18 protein-coding genes and 1 pseudogene are annotated in these 20,442 nt (G+C 54.1%); 15 read left to right on the top strand and 4 right to left on the bottom strand.

What is annotated here, in order from left to right:
* Positions 1-129: 129 nt before the first annotated feature.
* The 12 genes and pseudogenes from A6F49_RS01725 to A6F49_RS17950 all read left to right on the top strand — a co-directional run bounded on the left by A6F49_RS01725 (position 130) and on the right by A6F49_RS17950 (position 9,902).
* Positions 130-714 (top strand): M48 metallopeptidase family protein, encoded by a 585-nt coding sequence (locus A6F49_RS01725; RefSeq protein ID WP_052499978.1) that lies wholly within the window; start codon positions 130-132, stop codon positions 712-714.
* 70 nt (positions 715-784) lie between these two features.
* Positions 785-1,810, top strand: coding sequence for a hypothetical protein (locus A6F49_RS01730; protein ID WP_043055676.1), 1,026 nt, complete (start codon positions 785-787; stop codon positions 1,808-1,810).
* 284 nt (positions 1,811-2,094) lie between these two features.
* The gene (locus A6F49_RS01735) at positions 2,095-2,376 is read left to right on the top strand and encodes a hypothetical protein (RefSeq protein WP_043055677.1); all 282 of its coding nucleotides are present in this window, start codon (positions 2,095-2,097) and stop codon (positions 2,374-2,376) included.
* 426 nt (positions 2,377-2,802) lie between these two features.
* Entirely contained in the window at positions 2,803-3,834 is a 1,032-nt protein-coding gene (locus A6F49_RS01740; protein ID WP_043055678.1) for a YqaJ viral recombinase family nuclease, read from the top strand.
* 20 nt (positions 3,835-3,854) lie between these two features.
* Positions 3,855-4,895 (top strand): hypothetical protein, encoded by a 1,041-nt coding sequence (locus A6F49_RS01745; protein ID WP_043055679.1) that lies wholly within the window; start codon positions 3,855-3,857, stop codon positions 4,893-4,895.
* Between the two features lie 130 nt (positions 4,896-5,025).
* Entirely contained in the window at positions 5,026-6,177 is a 1,152-nt protein-coding gene (locus A6F49_RS01750) for a hypothetical protein (protein ID WP_043056755.1), read from the top strand.
* Between the two features lie 165 nt (positions 6,178-6,342).
* Complete coding sequence (locus A6F49_RS01755) at positions 6,343-7,032, top strand: 8-oxoguanine DNA glycosylase OGG fold protein (RefSeq protein ID WP_043055681.1); 690 nt, start codon at positions 6,343-6,345, stop codon at positions 7,030-7,032.
* A 29-nt stretch (positions 7,033-7,061) separates the two neighbouring features.
* A complete protein-coding gene (locus A6F49_RS01760; protein ID WP_082911527.1) occupies positions 7,062-8,357 on the top strand; it encodes a 3'-5' exonuclease in 1,296 nt (431 codons plus the stop codon).
* A gap of 106 nt (positions 8,358-8,463) precedes the next feature.
* Positions 8,464-9,021: a PIN-like domain-containing protein gene (locus tag A6F49_RS01765; protein ID WP_043055683.1), complete on the top strand. Its 558-nt coding sequence runs from the start codon at positions 8,464-8,466 to the stop codon at positions 9,019-9,021.
* Positions 9,022-9,040: 19 nt separating this feature from the next.
* Positions 9,041-9,109: pseudogene (locus A6F49_RS18785) on the top strand (hypothetical protein); the annotation flags it as partial.
* A gap of 426 nt (positions 9,110-9,535) precedes the next feature.
* Positions 9,536-9,703, top strand: a complete 168-nt coding sequence (locus A6F49_RS18365; protein ID WP_235604812.1) for a hypothetical protein — start codon at positions 9,536-9,538, stop codon at positions 9,701-9,703.
* Positions 9,704-9,761: 58 nt separating this feature from the next.
* Positions 9,762-9,902 (top strand): hypothetical protein, encoded by a 141-nt coding sequence (locus tag A6F49_RS17950; RefSeq protein ID WP_161485755.1) that lies wholly within the window; start codon positions 9,762-9,764, stop codon positions 9,900-9,902.
* A gap of 7 nt (positions 9,903-9,909) precedes the next feature.
* Here A6F49_RS17950 and A6F49_RS01780 read toward each other — a convergent pair whose 3' ends face one another.
* Entirely contained in the window at positions 9,910-11,352 is a 1,443-nt protein-coding gene (locus A6F49_RS01780; protein WP_043055685.1) for a DNA methyltransferase, read from the bottom strand.
* Positions 11,353-11,480: 128 nt separating this feature from the next.
* Here A6F49_RS01780 and A6F49_RS01785 point away from each other — a divergent pair, with 128 nt between their 5' ends.
* The 3 genes from A6F49_RS01785 to A6F49_RS01795 all read left to right on the top strand — a co-directional run bounded on the left by A6F49_RS01785 (position 11,481) and on the right by A6F49_RS01795 (position 15,728).
* Positions 11,481-11,804, top strand: coding sequence for a GntR family transcriptional regulator (locus tag A6F49_RS01785; RefSeq protein ID WP_043055686.1), 324 nt, complete (start codon positions 11,481-11,483; stop codon positions 11,802-11,804).
* Positions 11,805-12,028: 224 nt separating this feature from the next.
* Positions 12,029-12,265, top strand: a complete 237-nt coding sequence (locus A6F49_RS01790; RefSeq protein WP_043055687.1) for a hypothetical protein — start codon at positions 12,029-12,031, stop codon at positions 12,263-12,265.
* Positions 12,266-12,287: 22 nt separating this feature from the next.
* Positions 12,288-15,728, top strand: coding sequence for a DEAD/DEAH box helicase (locus A6F49_RS01795; protein ID WP_043055688.1), 3,441 nt, complete (start codon positions 12,288-12,290; stop codon positions 15,726-15,728).
* Here A6F49_RS01795 and A6F49_RS01800 read toward each other — a convergent pair.
* From A6F49_RS01800 to A6F49_RS01810, 3 genes are read right to left on the bottom strand one after another with little or no spacing between them, the layout of a single operon-like run.
* Positions 15,725-15,988: a hypothetical protein gene (locus tag A6F49_RS01800; protein WP_043055689.1), complete on the bottom strand. Its 264-nt coding sequence runs from the start codon at positions 15,986-15,988 to the stop codon at positions 15,725-15,727. The genes A6F49_RS01795 and A6F49_RS01800 overlap by 4 nt on opposite strands.
* Positions 15,978-17,783: a hypothetical protein gene (locus A6F49_RS01805; protein ID WP_043055690.1), complete on the bottom strand. Its 1,806-nt coding sequence runs from the start codon at positions 17,781-17,783 to the stop codon at positions 15,978-15,980. Before A6F49_RS01805 ends, A6F49_RS01800 begins: the two co-directional genes overlap by 11 nt.
* Entirely contained in the window at positions 17,780-20,188 is a 2,409-nt protein-coding gene (locus A6F49_RS01810) for a type IV secretory system conjugative DNA transfer family protein (RefSeq protein ID WP_043055691.1), read from the bottom strand. The genes A6F49_RS01805 and A6F49_RS01810 overlap by 4 nt, the downstream gene beginning before the upstream one ends.
* Positions 20,189-20,442 lie beyond the last annotated feature (254 nt).

The following is a 20,442-nucleotide window of genomic DNA, read 5'->3' on the forward strand; positions in this document are numbered from 1 at the left end:
GGGGGCGGCTCATGGTGGCTTAAGCCACCTGCACTCCGATCAATGCCACCTGCCAGCAATCAGCGTGGCAGTTGGCATTGTGCTGCCATAAGTGGCGGGGTGGAGACTCATGCCGGACACAGTAGGTATATGACACACACGACGAGACTCAACCGGACAAACATTCAGACCCTCTCCGGCGGACGCACCGCCTCAATCGTAGAAATCGACGGCGAAGCAATCCGTCTGATCTCGTCTACTCGACGGAAAAAGACCATCTCCGCCTCCATGCGCGACGGCATGGTGCAGCTGTCGATTCCAGCCACCGTGGACGATCTGCAAATCATTACCGTTGCTCGACAGTTGACTGCCAAGGTCAAAGAGCGTCAGCAGCGTAGCAACGAATCATCGACCGATGATGAACTCATGCAGCGAGCCGAGCATCTGGCCAAGGTTTGGCTGGGTGGTGAAGTTGCACCGACATCGGTGGTCTGGTCTGATCGCCAGAAAACTCTGTGGGGTTCATGCACTGCATCAACCGGAGCCATCCGCATCTCCACGATGTTGCGTCAGATGCCACAGTGGGTGATCGACGGCGTGCTCGTCCACGAACTGGCACATTTGAAATACCCAGGCCATGGCGACGATTTCCAAGCATTCTGCCACCAGTATCCGAAAATGAAAGAAGCCGACGCATTCCTTGACGGTGTAGCGTTCGCCCAGCAAAACAGCTAACAGCCAATCGCCAGCCCATCTCCGGAAAATCAGGGGGTGGGCTGGACCGTTCGCCGGACACTTACCGGGCATGAGCAACAACATGAGCCAAGCACAAAGAGCCCAACAGTCCAACCGTACCGACGACGGGAAATACACCACCAAGGCCCATTCTGAGGCAGATGTCAGTCTCGGTGATGGCTTCCAAGAGGTCATCGAAGTTGATGATGGCGACTCACACGACATCACTCCACCATCTGATGCCTTTGACCGTGTAGTGATCGCCAACTCTGACGGGTACGTCGTTGAAGGAACCATCTACGAAAATTTTGACCACTGCCTGCCTGCCGACATCGACCGGATGCGCGAAGCCTACGGGGATGACCAGATCACCGAATACCTCAACGACCGCTCTGATGTCATCATGGGTGCGATCAACGAGCGGTATAAGAATGTCCAGCTTGACCCTGGACCAGACGACACGTTCGCCTTAGAATTTTACGCCCAGCTTGACGGACCGGTCACCGAAGAAGATGCCGCCCACACTCTGTGGGAAGAGTCTGACGGGGTGCAATTCGCCAATGAAATCGACCCTGGCACATTTGGCTCCGAAGACTTCTCATCGACCATCCGCGACAAGCTCGCCGAACACGATGCCACCAAACTACCCAACCCCGAGACCATTGACGAACAAGCCAAGCAACGATTTGTGGACGATTTTGTGTCCACAGCAGTTCAAGATGCCAAGATGACCGCCGAAGAAGAGTATTTCATGGAGACCGAAGAAGAGGCTTCCGACTTCGAGGTGGATGACGAATCGCTGAATAAGCTCAAGACGATGGCAGGGGAGTTCTACGTTGCAAACGCTGGCGATCTTGAAGCCTGGCGCAAAGATGTTTCTGAGCGCAAAGAATACATGAACGACGGCGTTGGTGGCCACGACGCCTACATGGAGGCGGCAGGTCTTGGTGTCGGATACCGCGACCGGGTGCCAGGCAACGAGCTGGAGCCAAGCATTATGGCAAAACGTCTGTCAGGTTCGGCGTCCGAAGAAATCTCCGGTCTTGAAAATGGCATATATCGAGAAGGCAAAACCATCCATTTTGAGGGTATCTAGTCCACCAGACATGGTCGAGCTAGTGACACTTTTACTTTGGTAGCGGTGCACAGAGGAAAGGCGCAGTCGTATGTGAAAGCACCCGGTCGCATTGATTTGGCCGGGTGCTTTGCTGTGACGTCTTATTCGGACATTGGCATGTCCACGCGACGTGATCTTCGCCGTCAAACAGCGTAAGATGCGACAGCATACCGCCTAGCACAAGGGTCTCTATCGAGTGCTGGGCGGTATATCTATGGGGACGCCAGCATCGGACCTGCACCAATGCCGGACACTGTGAAGCCATGAGTTTACTGTTATCGCAGAGCAATAAAGCCTCTGACCTTGCGACCGTACCCTCCATCAACCTCTTGATAGATGTGCTATGCCTTGTGGTAATAGCTGTTGGTGCGGTCATTGCGTTTATCGCCGCGTGGAACAGGAGGCCAAAAACACCGCAGCACTATTTGGAGTCCATCGTCTTTCCAGACAGATACCGATCCCTGTTGGTTCTCGGGATGGCGCTGCTGTTCATCGGTCTTGCCGTGCTGGCGGTCAGACTAATCGTCGGATCGTCCAGTCTGTAATCGGCCCCCTGGTGTTGACCTATGCAGCTGCGCACCGCAATCAGACTATGTCTTGAAGACAGACATCAGCCAAGAACACGTCCTGCCATAACGTTTCGACATCGCCCCGCAATTCGAGCTGTTCACCGCCGCCGACTGGGTGCTGGCATGTGCTGCATGAATACTGAGTCTTGATGTATTTTCGTCATCGGCATCTTTGACATTGAGGTGGTCAAGCCAATGGCTTGGGGTGATCCAGCATTGTCTGTCTACATTAGGGGTGGGGGACCGCTGGAATGGACTCTGTACATTCCTACCCACAGCATCCGACTGACTGTCTTCAGTGTTCTGTTGCTGGCCGAGATAACAAGTGGGCTACTGGTGGCAAGATCGCCGCAGAGGCAGCAGCATCGCACTCGATGACATTATGCCGGACACAGTAAGTGTATGAGTGAAGTACAGACCTTTGCAGACGAGCAACACGACGAAAAGCCCGACTACAGCTGCCCAAATGCTGTGCAGATTCTGCCCTATGATGCCCCAGACGAAGACTGGAAGGCTGAGCGCGGCAACGGCATCGGCGGCTCTGAGGCGTCGATCATCATGGGCGAGAACCGCTACCGTGAACTGTTAGACCTCTATGAGGAAAAGAAGGGGCTCGCCCCGGACTTCGAGGGCAATTACCTCACCCGTCGAGGTCATCACATGGAAGACTTCTTGCGAGAAGAATTCACCCGAGAGACCGGCATCCAAACCCAGCGCCGCGGACTGATGGCCAGCAAAGAGCGTCCTTATGTTCGAGTCAACGTCGATGCATTAACCTCTGATGGTGGACTGTTCGAGGCCAAGGTGCACTCCCACCACCTCAAAGATGACTGGTCTGAAATCGAAGGCCGCGTGTCATCAGAGTCCTTCTGGCAAGTTCAGCATGGCATGTATGTCACCGGCAGGTCGCACGCTTGGATTGTGGCTGATGTTGGTGGCGAACTCCACATCATCTACATCGAACGCGATGACGACCTCATTGATGACCTCATCTCTGAAATCGACCACTTCTGGCACTACCATCTCGTCCAAGACGTCCCACCAGCACCAGAGCGTTTAGACAAGATCAAAGATGTGTACTCTCGTGCCAATGTTGGCACGACCGTGGTAGCCGATGACCAGGCTGCTCAGGACATCGCCAAGTATCGGAAAGCGAAAGAAACAGAAGTCAAGGCCAAAGAACTCAGCAAGCACTATGAGGCCAGAATCCGCTCCTACATGGAAAATGCTGAGGCACTGACTGATGACCGCGGCATGATCATTGCAACGAATAAGCAAAACGGCACGTTCTCTGAGCGGAAGTTCCGCGACGAACATCCGAAGTTGTTTGAAAAGTACCACAAGCAGCGCGATGTCGTAGATACCGTCCGGTTGAAAAAGACCAACCCGAAGCTCTACACCCGCTACCGGGCACGTGTACTGCGGGCAAGCTAGTCACCGGACACTTGCTGGGCATGAATAAGCCACTGACTTCTGCACAACTTGCCCAACAGACCAACCGCACCGAGGATGGCAAATACACCACCAAATCACATTCCGAAGCTGATATTGGCCTTGGTATCAATGATGCTGCGCTTCACCGGATAGAGCTTGACGACGGTGGCAGCCACGAAATCAACCACCGGCTCCTGATCGGCACCGGCTTCGACCGCGCTGAAATCTTCAACGACGAGGGTCAATACACAGTCGAGGCAACTGTCAGCAACACCATGCGCGACTGCCTTCCTGCTCAGCTTCATGCAATGCGCGACAGCTTTGACGAAGATGACATCGACCAATACCTCAACCGTCGAGCACACGTGATCGAAGACTTCGTCCAGCAACGCTATCCGGGTGCCCAGCTCGACCCTGGTCCAGAAGGTGCGTTTTCATTCGACTTTGCCACCAATGTCGATGGCCCGATATCCGAGCCGGATGCCATTGAAACGCTGATCAATGACACCAAAGCCACCGAATTCCACAACGACATGGTGGGTGCAGACGGTACAGAAAACGTCCACGCTATGCTTGCCCAGCGCCTACACGACCACGATATGGCCAAACTGCCCAACCCTGAAGAAACTGACGAGCCGCACAAGCAGCAGTTCATCAACGACTTCGTGAGTGCCAATCGGCAGGACAGTCTGGCAATACTTGAAGATGAGATCGACTTCGACGATGAGGAAACAGACATCGGCGACATCGACGTGGACGCCGACACCAAGAAGAAGCTGGAAGATATGGCAGCATCATTTTATGACAATAATGCTGGCGACTTGGCAGCGTGGTCGAAGGTCGGCAGGCCATCAAAACAATCTGGCTACGTCCACAGCGGCGTTGACGCTTACCTTGCAGCATCAGGCCATGGCTCAGGCTTCCGGTCCAATACTGACGCCGCTGATATTGAATCTGAGGTTATTGCCCGGCGACTTGAGCGCTCTACGATCCACGAGATGCAAAGCCTAGAGGTCAATGTGGAGCTGGAAGATGGCCAGATAACTATGGAAGGCTTCTAAGAGACTGTACTGCCACACTACAACGGTGGTCACAACGCCCCGCTCATCGCTGTGTTGGCCGGGGCGTTTTGAGTCTGGCCTAACACTGGTGTCCCCTTGGCGACCACTGATAGCCGGACACTATCTGACCATGACACATCACTTCAGCTCCGATGCAGCATCCCGACGTGAAAACGCCCGACAGACTGACGGCAAGTTCGGCCACCAGCACCACTCCGAAGCAGAGGTAAGTTTGAGTGCTGGCGACAGCACTTCCGAGCAACGACGACGTCTGGAGATATTCGCAGATGGCCACGACGACCAATGGCATCAAGACTTCATCAACCACGACGTCCCTGCCTTACGAGAAGTCGCCAACTACGGCTGGGACGTCCACGACCCGTATGACATGTCCAAGCTCAACGACCAGTTCAAAACCATCAACTTGCACCAGTTCTATGACGATCAGGTTGACCCCTATGATGCCGCACACTCAAACAGTGGTTATACCCCGCAACTGTGGATGTCAGACAAGGACGGGCAAAGCTGGGCGAAAGTGTCAGACCAAGACCTGCTCACGCAAGGGCGTGGCGAAGATGCTTACGACGATTATACCAACCCCGAAGATTTCTTTGACGATGACCCAGAGAACCGACACCAGCCAGAGTTGAACAAGTACGACTACTACGGCGGCGACTACGATTTTGTTCACGCTATCCCGCCCACCAGTGTCTCCGACATTCAAACCGCCTACAACGATCCGAACTCACCATTGAACACAGCGCATCCAGATGGTGAGACCGAGGTTGGGCTGCTGCCGGACAAAGGGCCTGGAGAATTCAGCGAAGGCCAGATGGCTGTGGCTCATGCCTTGCACGCCAAAGGTGTCAGAACCTTTGTCGAATACGGCTCCGGAAACCCTTTGGAAGACCTCGACAGCCCGTATCGCTCACCCGATGCTTTTGAATCCACCGTGCACTTTTACCGCAAGGATGACGATGGCAACGAGCGGCACTTTGCCACTGGCTGGACATCAGGGCAGTTGGCTGACAAGGAGGTTTACGGCGCCGAGGTCATGTCCACGGTGCTCCACGATGTCAGTTACGTTGAAAACTCCTATGAACAACGCGATCTTGACGAGTGGGCTGATGAACTGGGTATCGAATACGAGGTCAACGACACCTCCGACCCTCAATATCGTCAGGCTGCCTATGAGTACAACACCATCACACAGCAGCGTCGGCAGCTGATCGACTTCTTGGACGACGAGGACCTAGTCAATCGGTTGGCTGAGGAAAGCTAGCAGGTGAGTTCATCAAACAAGTGTGTCGGGGCCGCGGTGTGCCGGCACCCTTGTTTGAGGTGCCCAAATGTCACATAGCCAGGGAAGCGCTGACTTTTCTATTGGTGTCCCCGGTATTGCTTAGGCTCGATAGTAGACACTCATCACATTCTCAGAGGAAACGTCATGTCAGCACCCATTCCACCGCCGCCACCAGAACTTGTCGAACTCATGGAGCCACCCTTCCCGCCGCAGCGTGCTTTTGGGTACGACCCTGAGAAGTGGTTGAAGTGGCTGGGAGATATCCCCGGTGCCACCGATGCGATCAACTCCCTGCCAGATGCCGTAGATCGATACATCATTCGTCAGGCTGTGAGCGACTTGGAAAATGACAACTTGTCCGGGGCCTTCATCGCGGTCATGATTTGGGGGCATGGCACGGTCGGTTACGGTCCATACCGAACATTGCAGGTGCTCAGCGATAACTTTCGAGATGGTAAAAAACTCTCCGACGCAGTCGTAGGAAAACTTCAAGACTCCATCACTGTTGCACGAGAGCAAGGCAGCGTTGCAGGGTTTTCGCATTTAAATAATGGCGGCAAACTGCGTGGACTTGGCCCGTCCTTTTTCACTAAATGGCTCTACTACATCACCGCAACTGGACCACAGGGCGAAGACGGTGCAGCACCGATTTTGGACGACGAGGTTATCGACTGGATCAACGACAATGCTGGAGAACAGCTGAAATACAAGAGAACACCGAGCTATGGACGCTACCTTGATCTCGTAACAGCCTGGGGCGCACCCTATGATCTGAGTCCGGTCGATATTGAAGAACGCATCTTCCGCATCATTCGCGACGACGGCGCGGAATAAGAGCCCTGCCGCCCGGACACTGACCTTGTATGATGAAGCCGATGACCGCAGCTCAGATTGCCCAGCAAAACAACCGCCGCACCAGTGGACAGTACGATTTCAAACACCACTCGGAAGCCAGCGACCTCAGCCTGTCTTCCCAGGATGCAGCATCAGGCGGGGTGGAATCCTACGTGCACCGCGTTGACATCGAGCGAGATGAGTTCCACCAGCTACACGATGCTAACAGCGCCAATATCGAAGCGTTTGTCGCCGCAGAACGACGATTCTGGGACGCCTACAACGAGAACAAGCGCCGTACCGGTCGAGGGTCATATCGCGCTTTTCCCGCTGATGATGCCATGTATCAGGCACACCTGCGACGCAAGGAAGCTTTTTACCAGATGTCGCTGACCGATGTTGCTCACGCTAAACACGCAGAAGACCACGGTTATGACCGGTCAGCTATGGCGCTCAACAGCTACACCCACTATCAACGTGAAGCCGAGAACTTCCAACGCTGGAAAGATCAGCAGAACAAGGCTCGGGGTGCAGAATATGTGCACATGCCAAATCCGACCATGAACGATGACTACCACTACAACAAAGCCAAGCGATTTCTGGCCACATTCACCGGACGACACCCCAAAGAAGTTGACCGTCGAGCTGAAGCGCTGATGCATGAACGCGGCATCGACCGACACCAGGCGATGCAAGAACTCTGGGCGACTGCAAACATCCGCGACGACAAGCCACTAGTCTTCATTGACTTTGAAACCGCCTGTCGCACAACTGACGATATTGGCACCGTGGACACCGGTCAATACTCCGACATTATTGAGGTCGGTTACGAAAAGGTACACCCCGATGGACGGGTTGATTCCGGATCGTTTCTGCTGGATGCCGACGAAAAACTCAAAGCACTGGCCGGGACCGGCGCTCAGGATGTTCACAACATCACCCCTGAGATGATTGAGGGCAAGCCGAAATTCTCCGACTCAGAAATCCAGCAACACATGATGGAGGTCATGGAAGGCTCGGTACTGGTAGCTCACCAAGCAAACTTTGAACATACGCAGCTGTCATATTCACTCAACGGCTATGCCAGCAAGTGGCGCGACACCTTGGACACCAAAGACACTATGACCTATTTCGTCCACACCCCAGCAGGCTCGGGCAACCGAATGCAAGACATGGTTCAGCTGACAGGTGGCGCTTACGGTAATGACGCCCACCGCGCGCTGGTCGATGTGCAAATGATGCGGCAAGCATTTGGCCAGGTAGTCAACGGTGATCGTCGAGCGTATATGTCCGGCGACCACGGCAACTTTTTGCGCAGTAGCTAGCAGCATCAAGACTTCAAGTAGTGGCGTTAGTTATGGTGAGAAAAGCAGTTAGTTTTTATTACACTTGGGAGAACCATTGCGAGATCATTTCAGGGCTCATTACTCGATGTCAGACGATGAGTTGTCTGACTTGTGGGAAAACGCCACCATTGTTTTCGATACCAATGTGTTGTTGGACGTTTTTCGCTACCCTTCCAAGACCCGTAATGATTTCCTGCACTTACTTGAAGAGCTCGCCGAAAGACTGTGGATGCCTAATCAAGTAGGCACTGAATTTCACCGCGAACGACTGGAAGTTCCGAAACGCCAGAAAGAAGCGCTAAAAGGTTTCAGTAAAGCGATTGAAGGTGCCAAAGCCAATTTGAAATCCTTTCTGAGTGACTTTAAGCCACTTATGAGAGAGGAATCAGAAGAGATTTCAGATTTTATTAATGAAGAACTGAACGCCTTGCGTGAGAGCGTTAAACAGAAGTTCCATGACTACAAAGTAGATGTTCTCAGTGATGACGCGCATGACCAAACCTTCCAGAAAATCTCTGAACTCTATGATGGTCGCGTTGGAGAGTCTTATACCTCAAAAAAGCTGCTTAAGATCCACAGCGTAGGTGAACAGCGATATCGCTTGAACATTCCCCCCCGGCTACAAAGATGCTGGCAAAGGTAACAACAAGTTTGGGGATTTAATAGTTTGGTTTCAGATTCTCGATTTTGCTCGCGAAAACCAGTGTTCGGTTATCTTCATAACAGACGACCTCAAGGAAGACTGGTGGACAATTGACAAAACTGGCCCCATTGCAGCTCGACAAGAACTTATCGACGAGTATTTAAGGTACAGCGGCGGTAGGAACATAAAATTTTATACATCCGAAGATTTTGTCGAAGAGGCGTGGCAGCGAGGCAAGAGTGTCAAAGAAGAAACAGTAAAAGATGTCACCACATATGCCGATGAGAGGCGTAAAGCTCAGCAACAACCCGTCCTTCAAAGCTCTTACAATCTTCCGTGGCATAGCGGTGCTGTCGAGCAAGTTATGAGTGAATTGAATTCATCCGCTGCTCTCCAAACTGCACTAAATAACATCTCTGGCAGGGACTACTACAACAGTATTTTTGAAACGATTACTCAACCGGGTCTGCAAAATGCTCTCAAAACTGCGAATTTCAATGCATCTCAAGGAATTGTGAGCACTTTGGAAGCCCTACGCAATGCAGGCTTATGGACCCCACAAGCTCAGGATTCCTACGAAGAGGGATTCAGCGAAGAACAGGGTTTCGAGGACGATGATGAAGCCGCCATGGTGGATGACGATGAAGATGACAACTCACAAGACGAGTCCCTAGACGACTAAAGAAACACTCAACATATTTCGGTTCACACTGTCGGTTTCTCGTTCTCGTGGTACTCCTGTGTTCGTCGGTATCGACCTATCAGATGCAACATCGCAACAATACGCCGACCGTGCATCTGCCTATTTGACAGCATCAAGTATTGCCATCAACCTCGACGCCACCGACATTCCCGGAGACCAGCCAGTGCTCATGCAGTAGGAGCACATCACGACTGATCTGGTATCAGCACCTCAACAGCCCCAGACAAGCCATCAGCTATCGCACCCCGCAGCGGAAACTCATAGTCTCCCGCGACGGGGTGCTTTGCTGTGGTGATACCAGTTGAAGCAGCGCGCATCCGGGGCACTAGCACCGCGTGGAAGACCCCGGCCTTATCACCAGGTGCATGACCTTGCTGGGGCAGCTCGTTGAGCGTCACAGAGACCGTATCGCGGGACCCGCCATCGGTGTCGTTCAGCAGCATCGCAGCATGAGCAACCGTGCCTGATCCGGCATACAGGTCAAGAATTTTGGCGTCTGGATCGGCGGCGTAGAAGCGCAACAAATCTTCCATGGCATAGATTGATTTGGGATGCGAGAACGTGCACTGTGGCACCAGCTTGCGCAGCAACCACGAACCATAGACAGAGTAGTTGTGACTGGGCACCGTCCATACTGTCGTCGGCAGCACTGCTGGATCATCCTCAGTGGCTACCACGATGGCAGCACCAGTGTCTTCGTCGTATCCGGTGATTTCAAACTCCCCGCGGTCAATTTTGGCAACCACCCCGGAAGTGAGGTATTTGATCGCCGTCTTGTGCTCATCGCCGCGCACGAGCCGTCCGGTAGTGACAAACCCTTGGGCTAGCAATGTTCGTGCGGTGTCAGCAGAGACCCGCCAGCGTCCAAGTGATCCGTCTTTGCGAATAGGCCAGCAGGTAGCCACATCAGGATCGGGGTCATTGAATTTCTGATAGGCACCAGGGGACACCGGTTCTCCCACCCCAACAACTTTTCCGGTGGCACGGTCGATGAATACCGGGTAGAAGCACCCCGGAGACGATTGGGCGGTGTGACCGATTCCAGATTTCAGCAGCCGATTCCACTGCACTGTGCCTGCCACGCGACCCTCTTGGTGCAACCCCCAATGGTCGCCGAGCTTTGCTGGCTGTGGACCGCCAGAGGCCGGATGGATACAAATGATGTACTCGTGCGAACGGCGAAAGCCTTTCATTGCCGATCCCGATGGCACCGTGGACATGGTGATGATTTGATACCACCAACCTGTTGACTGTGCCATCAGCCGTTCTACGACCTGCAAAGCATCTGCCAGCGACCGTGAATCAATTGTCAGCGCCATCGCGCCAGACAGCGCCAGAACTTGCTGTGCGGCTTGTAGGCGCTCCAACAGTGCCATCTGCCAGTCTCCGGCATCAAATCGGTTCTGGTAGGCATCTCGGGTGCGTCCGGTGTTGTAGGGCGGGTCAACGAAGATGAAATCAAAGAGTTCACCGGAGGTATCTAGCTGATGCAGCACCGTCAGGTTGTCATCACAGATCAATCGGTGACAACCGGAACCGGAGCCAAAGGTGTCGGTAGCCCGGTAGCCTGCCAAGACGTCTTGCGGGGCGGTGAGCGTATCGAGGGTAAGCGTGTCTAATGTGTTCATGCCCTGATAGTGTCCGGGCACTTTTCGTCGTGAACTGACGGCTATTGCGAGACCAACCCTGAGCATTTGTGATATTCTGTTTATGTCCTCTAAAAATGAGGGTATAAACTAAAAGCAAAGGAAGAACAATGAGCTATGTACCGGTTTACAAGCAGATCACTGAATGGTTGCGCACCCTCGTCGAGCAGCGCCACCACGGAGCTATGCTGCCGACCATTTCTGAGGTGCAGCAACGCTTTGGCATCAATGGCGTTCAAACCGTTAGGACGGCCTATAACACGTTGATCGATGAGGGATTGGTGGTTCGGAAGGATTCACCACGTCGCTATTTCGTAGTAGACCCCAACGCGGCAGAAGGCGACAGCCCTGACATCACAACACTGGTGACCGAACTCAAAAACACGCTGGCACACGCTACGACGTTAGTGGAAGAACTAGAGCGCGTTGCATGAATTCAGCGCTGTCCTTGCACAAGGGGTGGTAGTCAAAGAACTGCCACCCCTTTTCTGGTCTGGATCAAACGGCTGCTTCAACACCTGAGCCGCTCTGCGGTATCGCAGCATCGTCGAAGTGCCGCGTACGACGGCCAGATGGACGATCTCAACGCAGCCCTTGAGCGGTAGACCAACCTCGGGTGGAGCAGGCTTCTACCGACCTTGCCGGACACAGTTGGGATATGACGATCAGAGAACTTCTTGAAGCCCTCTCCCAAATCCCCGAAGACCAGCTCGACCAGCAGATTTACGTCTGCGACTGGTGCCCAGAGTGCGACAGCAACCACACGGACAATTTGGAAATCAACAGTGTATCGCGATACACCGACGACGAGCCACCCACCGAAGACAACCCGCTAGGCATCAACTACTGTTCCCAAGCACTCCGCTGCCCACATTCGACCTATCAAGCTGATTAGTCCTGCCGGACACTGTGCTGGTATGGAAGATCAGAATACACCTCAACAAGACTTATTGACCCAGGCGGTCATCAAGACCACCGGGATACCCGAAGCCAAACCACGTGCACCCCAGGCGGAACTTTCTGGCTGGATCGAACAAGCACTGTCCATTGGTGGTAAGCACTTAGCTGCACAAGCGCCAACCGGCACAGGAAAATCGCTCGCCTACCTCACTCCGGCTTTTGCCGCAGCGGCCACCCGCGGTGAACGCACGCTTATTTCCACCGAGGGGCTGGCACTACAGCGTCAGATTGTCACCAAAGACGCCCCGGCAGTCGCTGCGGCCACCGCCGAGATGTATGGCCGTGAACCACAAGTGGCGGTACTCAAAGGCTTTGGCAATTACGTGTGTAACGAAGCTGCCAAGGTCACCGCGAACCGTATTTTGCGCCGAGCCGGTGAGTCATCGCCAACAGATTTGTTCACCCGTCTCTCCAAGGTCAAAGACCAGCTGGGTGCTGCCACACCAATGAAAATCTCGGGAATTCAATCCACCGTGGGTACTCTGGTGGATTTGGTCACCTGGGCGATGATGCACTCAAGTGACCCAACCAACGGCCAGCGTGATGAATGCCCGGTGCCCATTGAGCGAGAATGGTCGCTTGTGTCGGTGCCGTCTGGCCAATGCTCCAATGACGGTGACAACGACGATGCCTGTGCTGGACATCAGGCCAGGAAGGCCGCAGCAGTGGCAGACATTGTCGTCACCAACCACACGTTGATCGCCATTCAAGCCACCAAAAGCATCCCGGTGCTAGTGGATTCCAAAACACTTGGGGAATTTGACCACATCATCATTGACGAAGCTCACGCACTGCCATCCGTGGTGCGGTCCAATGGTGCCGTCGAAGTTTCGGAACCTCGCATTGCCCGGCTACTCAACCGAATCGTCGAACCCGATGACTCCGACGCTCAACCATCTCCGATGGTCAAAAGTGCTGGTGAAAATGTGCGACAACTTCTGCCGTTTGTCACCCAGTGCCTCAACGACTACATCGGCGATGCCCGAAATGACGAAGAAGTCTGGATCGAAGATGATGAAGAATTCTCCGAACTCGACGCACTCAATGTTCGCCTGTCCACACTGAAGGAAGCGATCAAAGACGACGGTATGTTGACCCAAGACATTCGACTGCGAAACATCTCGTCTGTTGAATCCTTGATTGACGACATTGACCTGGTCTCCACGACGATCCGGGACACGGCACGGTGGGCAATCCGACAGTCCACTCCATCAGGGGCGGTTATCCCATCCTTTGCTGCATCACCGATTGATGTGTCATCAAATTTGTTTCACCGCTTGTGGACTCGCGACCCCTCCGTGGGCGGTGCCAATGATGTTGATCTTGCCCAGCAGCAGACTGAAGAAGCCCTCGCGCGACTGTTAGGTGACGAACCTGTGGAGCCAGTTGCTGACCGGGTACGCTCCACGGTGATTGCTGTGTCGGCCACCTTGTCCGATGACTTCCCGTTTGAAGCAGGTCTACGGTGCGACGTGGTTGATGTCGTGACGCCGTTTTCCACAGCCTATGCAAACTCGGCACTGTATATCCCGTATCCAGACGATGAAGACCTAGAAGAGATCACTACTGACCGGTGGGGCAAGATGAAAATGGATACCGGGCTGCATCGCGCGTGGGCAAAAGAACAGATGCTAGAACTGATTTTTGCCAACCGCGGCTCGGCCATGGTGATTTGTGCAACCGCATCAGCTGCCAAAGAATATGCCAAAGCTATTGAGGACGACCCGCACCTGCCGTTCACCGTCTACACGCAGTGGGACCCGCGCGGTCGAGCCAAGGCTATTGATGACTGGATCGCTGAAACCTCATCAGTCATTGTCGGCACTCGGTCCTTAATGACTGGGGTGGATGCATCTGGGCTGACCAACACCTTAGTAGTCATTGACCGCCCGGCGCGCGCTCCGATGAACCCGGTAGACAAAGCGCGGTGTGCAACCCTGATCGACAACGGTGTGAACAAATGGGTGGCAGACACCAGAGTGTATGTTCAAGATGCCGCAGTGTTATTGGAACAAGCCGCAGGTCGCCTAATAAGATGCTTCGACCTCGAAACAGAAATACTCACAACAGATGGGTGGAAGAACTACAGTGAGATCGAGATTGGTGACACGGTATACGGCATTCCTCCACATCTAATGCAGGCACGCGGGACTAGGGCAGCCTCGACTAAAGGCGCACCAACTATCGAGCAGCATAAAGTCAAAGCGATTAAGGTGAACGATGATCCAGAGCCACTGCTTCGGTTCAAAAATAGGATGGCTGACATCGTAGCAACACCTGACCACACAATGTTGGTCCAACCTCAGAAAACCAGACCTATACAAACTCGCGCTGACGGGAGCACAGAATACTATGTCAGTAAGGCTCCTGACTACGTGAAAACTAGATTCGATGACCTGCCACACAGGTTCCAACTACCGCTAGCCGGTCGCGTCTCTAGAGGTCAGTCGAAGCTTCCCAGAGAATGGTTTACGCTCCTTGGCTTAGTCATAAGTGATGGACACATTTCAAAGAGCAAAAACAGTATCACCTTGGCGCAGAGTACCGCGAAACAGGAGGTAGTCGATGAGATTGACGAACTCTTGAGCGGGATGGAAATGAAATTCAACCGGTACGTTCAGAAGCGTAGTGGCACGAAACTGTCAGTCCGGGGAGGGAAAGAATATACCCGTAATGGCGACCTCGTTACGTGGGTGATCAATGGGCATGACTCTTCTCGAATCCGCGATTTGATGGTTCTAGGGCAGCGGCGAAGAAAGTCAAAGTTAAAATCGTTTCGATCGGTTCAATACTCCTCCTACCGTGATGTGTGGAATTGGCTTGATGCAGAAAAAATTATCCCCCGGTGGATTATCAATACTGCATCTAGACCAAATCTTCTTGCACTATTTCACGGACTAATGCTTGGGGACGGAACGTACAAATGGTCCCAAGAAGGCAAGTCTGGAGCTTTCCACACTGGCACCAAGCTAAACGCCGACAGATTCCAAGAGATATGCGCTTTAGTCGGTTACCGAAGTAATGTTGTATGTCGTAGTGAGACTCAGTGGGAGGTGCGCTTTGCGGCTCGTGGTTCCGTAAATACTACTCGCAAGGATGTTGTCGATCACGGCGTTGGGAGAACCTGGTGCATCAACACTGAGCTTGGCAGCGTTGTTGCTCGCCGAAACGGCAGAACGTTCATCGCAGGGAACTCAGGATCAGACCGCGGAATGGTCGCTGTGCTTGACCCTCGACTACAGCCTGGTTCACCGATCAGCTACCAAGCAGGGACGCGCAATATGTACCTTGCAGGCATCGACATCTATGGTGAGAAATTCGATCATCTCGACGATGCGATGGACTGGCTGGAGGAACGTGCCGAGATGAACAAGCCAGCTGCGGTGTCGCCGGCCTAAAACAGTCCGGTCACGACGCTGAGCACGATGCCCAGCACTAAGACTGCCGGCAGGATGAATTGTTTTCCACGATCCCAGACTCCTTCAGATTTCTGGTCTTCCATCATGCCGTGGTCAGCACCATCCTGCCGGTTTTGTATCTCTTGCCAGGTCGTGGGTTGATTCTCTGCTGATTGTTGACCCTGTTTGGAGCCGTTGACACAGTAGCGTGCCAGCATGTCGTCAAATGGGTCGCGCTCTGGCTGATTGTTATTCGTCATCTTCTGCCTTCGTTCGGCCATCGCTGGCTGCTTGGTCATCTGTCTGGTCAACCACCTCGGGACCAGTGACATCGTCAGCGGAGTTGAACCGACGCTGCGCCCCAACGGCTCGGAGACGTGACGGCGGATGCACTTCATCCACTGCGCCGGTGGTGGTCAAATGTGTCTGGTCATCGGTCAGTGGCGATTCTCCGGCTCGCAATGATGGCAGCCCGATCAGCGGTGTCTGATCTCCCCGACGCCACCAGTGCGGTGTAGCGGCCAGCACCGGTCCCATGGCAATCGGTGCTGAAGCAACGTGTGGGTCGGCAAACTGGGGGTCAAAGAAATCAATGGGCTTTTTCTGCCAGTCCACATCGAGGTATTCGGCAGACAGGGTGTAAAACTCTTCTCCGAGCTCGTGTTTGGCCGGGAACATGTCAGTCCATCGAGCAAGCCCCATGCGAGCTGCCGCGGAGTCTTGGTCGCGTGACCGGAAGCGTCGCAAGGTGCGTTCCATCCACGTTCGGAAGGTGGAGACTGAGGTCTCGTAGTCTCGACCGTCAGAGTATTTTGATGACGCCATGACAAAGATGACCACGATGCCGGACTCGGCCAATGTGTGCCTGGTGAGAAACTGCGCCCAGCGCTGTAGCTTGCGATAGACCGACGCTGAGTGTCCCGAGGTCATTTCAATTACGACCCGCAGACCGTTTTTCAAAATGATGGTGGAGTCGCCGCGAACTGGGTGTTGTTCGGAGGTGCGGTGAAAGCCGATCTTCTTTCGGGTATGCGGTAGCAATGAGTCGCCTGATGACCACTTTTCACCCAGTACCATGTTCACTTCTGGGTGCGACTCGGCACACCGTAAGGCGAACTCGGTAGACATGATGTTGTGGCGATCCATAAAACCCAATGATGGAGCAAAGTTCACCCCGGCATCGACTTGAAGGTACTCAGCAGAAGTCCAGGCACGCTTGGCAACAGAGCGTATCCGTCCACGAGGGGAGCGGAACCGGTAGACGGTAGACCGTGGATCATCTTTGACAGCGACCATGGAGTTTTGCAATCGGCCAATATCCATCAAAGAAGTCGAAAACAGTGACATCGGTACATCGTGATCCGGGTGCAACAGGTTGCGATAGCCAGTCAGCGCAACCATTTGCTCAGCCGTGACTGTACCCCAGGAATCAATAGCCGATAGCATCGCAATTCGTTGTGATCGGTGGTCGCCGTAGCGCACCATTTCAGTGGCTCGTTCCTTCCTGATGACCCCGGATGGCAGCAGCATCGATGAGCCATCCTTGCGGTGTTTGACCACGCCCTCATAGGTCGCCCATGCCGCCTGTGAACCGAACTGCCACAGCTTGTCATAAAACGGGTCGGCACGGTGTCTGTGGGCGTGAGGATTTTTTAACGCTGGCTTGCCAAGCTGTGGCCGGGTGTCGGGCAAGTCGGCGACACGTGGGTCGAACCGGGTGGCATATCCGGAGGTCGGAACTGGTGAATCGTCGGTAGCGCGGAAGCCTTGTTGCTCGACTGCTGGATCAGGATGGACATCGTCACTGGTGTCCCCTTGGAGGTCTGGTCTGCCTGTGTCACGGTTGGCGGTATCGTCACCAGTGATGAAGTCGGGCAAGTTGGGTAACTGAGGTGCAGCATCACTGTCGGATGGGTTGCCGAAATCTGGCAGCTCAACGGACTCATCGTCGAAGACCTCGCCGGTTTCTGGGTCAAAAACTGACTGCTTATCGGCATCGTCTTCGGTGACCTCATCCAGTGACGGAAGGTTGACTCCGGTATCAAATCGGCTCACAGTAACACGTCCTCATTGAAGTTGTGGACATTGACGGTGACGGGCGGCTGGATTTCATCATTGACGTTGGTGACCATCAGCAACTGGTACTTGCCAAGGTTGCGGATTTCTTCGCCGGTCACATCGTCAGCGAACTCGTGAGCCACCACTTCTGACGGCTTGCTGGACCCCATCGTGTAGGTTGCCACCGTGTGATAACCGAACACATTTTCTAACAACTTCACGTTCAACTGCGCTGGGAACTGAGAACCATGATGCATCCGCACACCGTATGACCGACCTTGATCTCGCATCCACATCAGCACTTCTTCGTTAGAGCCTGCCAGCATTGACAGCTCATCACACAGCAAAGACACTGATCGGCCTTGAGCCTCCCAGGATGAACACACGCGCTGGATTGCAGATCGCAAGTTGTAAACCAACAGGGAAGCCAGCAGCTTGGACTGCTCATCTTCCATGACCTGGCCGCTGTCATTGGACCCGACATTTATCACCACGGCCTGATGCTTGCGTAACACGTTTTCAAAACTGGTTACTGGTCGGTCGTCTCGGAAGTAGTACCCCATCCGGCGCAACACATCAATCTTATTTCTCGGCGCTTCGGTGTGTGACCGGCGTGCTGCTGGTGTCATCTGGATCAGCGTGCCCATGTCATCGACTGCTTCGGTAATCTCATCGTAAGCGTCAAGATCGCCTTCACGTTTGCACCGGTCAGCCAGTGTGGACAGCGTTGCCATGATGGCGTCAAAAGTCTCTGGAGTCTGACCCATCAGCAGTGCATGGGCGAAGTCGTGCTCGGTGACACCGGGTTGCGACAGCCGACGGTGGGATGCGTCATCGCCCATCCAATCCTCATCGACAATCTGATAGTGCATGGCGGCCAATGCTGCTGGGTACACTGCACGAAGTGACTCAGCAGATCGACCCATAATCGAACCGTCATCAAAGGCATACTTCAGTGCAGACACGATCCGTTCAGATTGCTCCCGCATTGGCAGGTCGCCGAAATCAAATGGGTCAATAGCCGGAGTGGTGTGATCAAGTGCATCGACTAAGATCGCTTTGTCACCGTGCAACGCTGAGTGCGACAGATAGCCTTCCACGCCGCTGCCTTTAGTCTCGATAGCGATCAGTGTGGAGTCTGCTCCGGGGTGGTGTTCACGGCCTGACGGGTTGACTCGCTCTTGACACAGCCAACCCCATAAACCTTGCAACAGTACCGACTTACCGGAGCCTGGTTCACCGAAAATCATGGTGTTGTACCGCAGCGATGATGCAGGGATGGGCACTGATGTGCCTTGCACCGTGTGACCGATGATTGGACCATGCGACGATGTTAATTCTGGGGTCACTTCGCGGTCTGACGCCGTGATCGCTCCGGCATACGATGAGCCGTGCGGGTTGCCTGCTGGAGCAAACACGGTAGGTTCAAACAAGAACGCTTCTTTGTGGAATGGGTAGCTGCCATCGAAGGCTTTGATGGTTTTGATTCGCTGGTTACCCTCATGGTCTCGCAAGATTTTCGTGCCCTCTTTTCTGGGCTTGCGAACAAAGACCGGCGAACTCTTTGGACGTGGTAAAAATCCGCGCTGTAAATGTCGTCTCACCTGACGCTTCGGTGGACCAAAGACAAACCCCACCAGGCTTAACAGGGTCAGCAGTCCGGCGACAAGCCAGCCGAAACTCACCACTTGATCGGGCAGTGTGTCGAATGCAGAATCGGCTGCAACGGTGACCGCAGCAACGGCAATCGCCACCCCCAGGAACTTCGCAGCCTTCCGGTTGACATTCGACACAGTGACTGGACGGGCTGCCAGGTCAAAACCGGTCATCATGTCTGGAATGTCGCGCGCCAAATTGATGGCTTCAGTCCGAGACTGAGCGCCCACATAGATGCTAAACACTAATGCAGACTTGGTCTTGGACAGGTGACGAGAGCCTGGACCAATTCGGTGGTCAACGTAGGGTCGGTTACGTCGCGTCTCCTGCTTGGTCACCTGCCGGATGGCAAACCCAACCCAGGAATCATCGGGCATGGCGTTGGATAAACTGCGCGCCATCTCGGCAGGATCAGCACCGTACTGGGTGTCGGCACCGAAGTCGGATGACCGAAACTTCAGCTTGACGATGTGCGGGGTTTCGACGATCTCGTCTGGCAGTTCATCGACCGTGGTGGCGCGTGCACCGTAGGCTTGGGCAAGCTCTAATCCTTTATTTGCACTGGCTGCTGACTTCGACACGGCAAAGTAGGTCGTGTACCGGCTGGCGGTGCGATGCACCAGTAGCATCGTGTCACCGGCATTGGCGGCACCATTGATCGCAGCGTTGGCTCTACTGGTAAATTCTTGAGGATTTGGACGCATCCCAGTGGCGCGTTGGAAGGTGTAAAACACAGCATCATTCATGGCCTGAGAGTGTCCGGGGGCGAAATATCCTCGATTTTGCGGGAAGTCCCGAATCCACGCGGGTTCGGCTAGACCAATTTCCTCCCGTAAACCCGATGTATTCCACAAATCCACCGGCCAGCCCGACAGCAACCCTCAAATGTCCACGTAGTGAGACGCGCCTGGTCACTTCGTTGCGGGGTCATCTCATACAGTGGGACGTTTTCGGGTGTGCTGACTCACCAGTGATCCGCCAGGCTACGCTGCACCACTGA

The sequence above is a fragment of the Enteractinococcus helveticum genome (assembly GCF_001657475.1).
Classification (GTDB): Bacteria; Actinomycetota; Actinomycetes; order Actinomycetales; family Micrococcaceae; genus Yaniella; species Yaniella helvetica.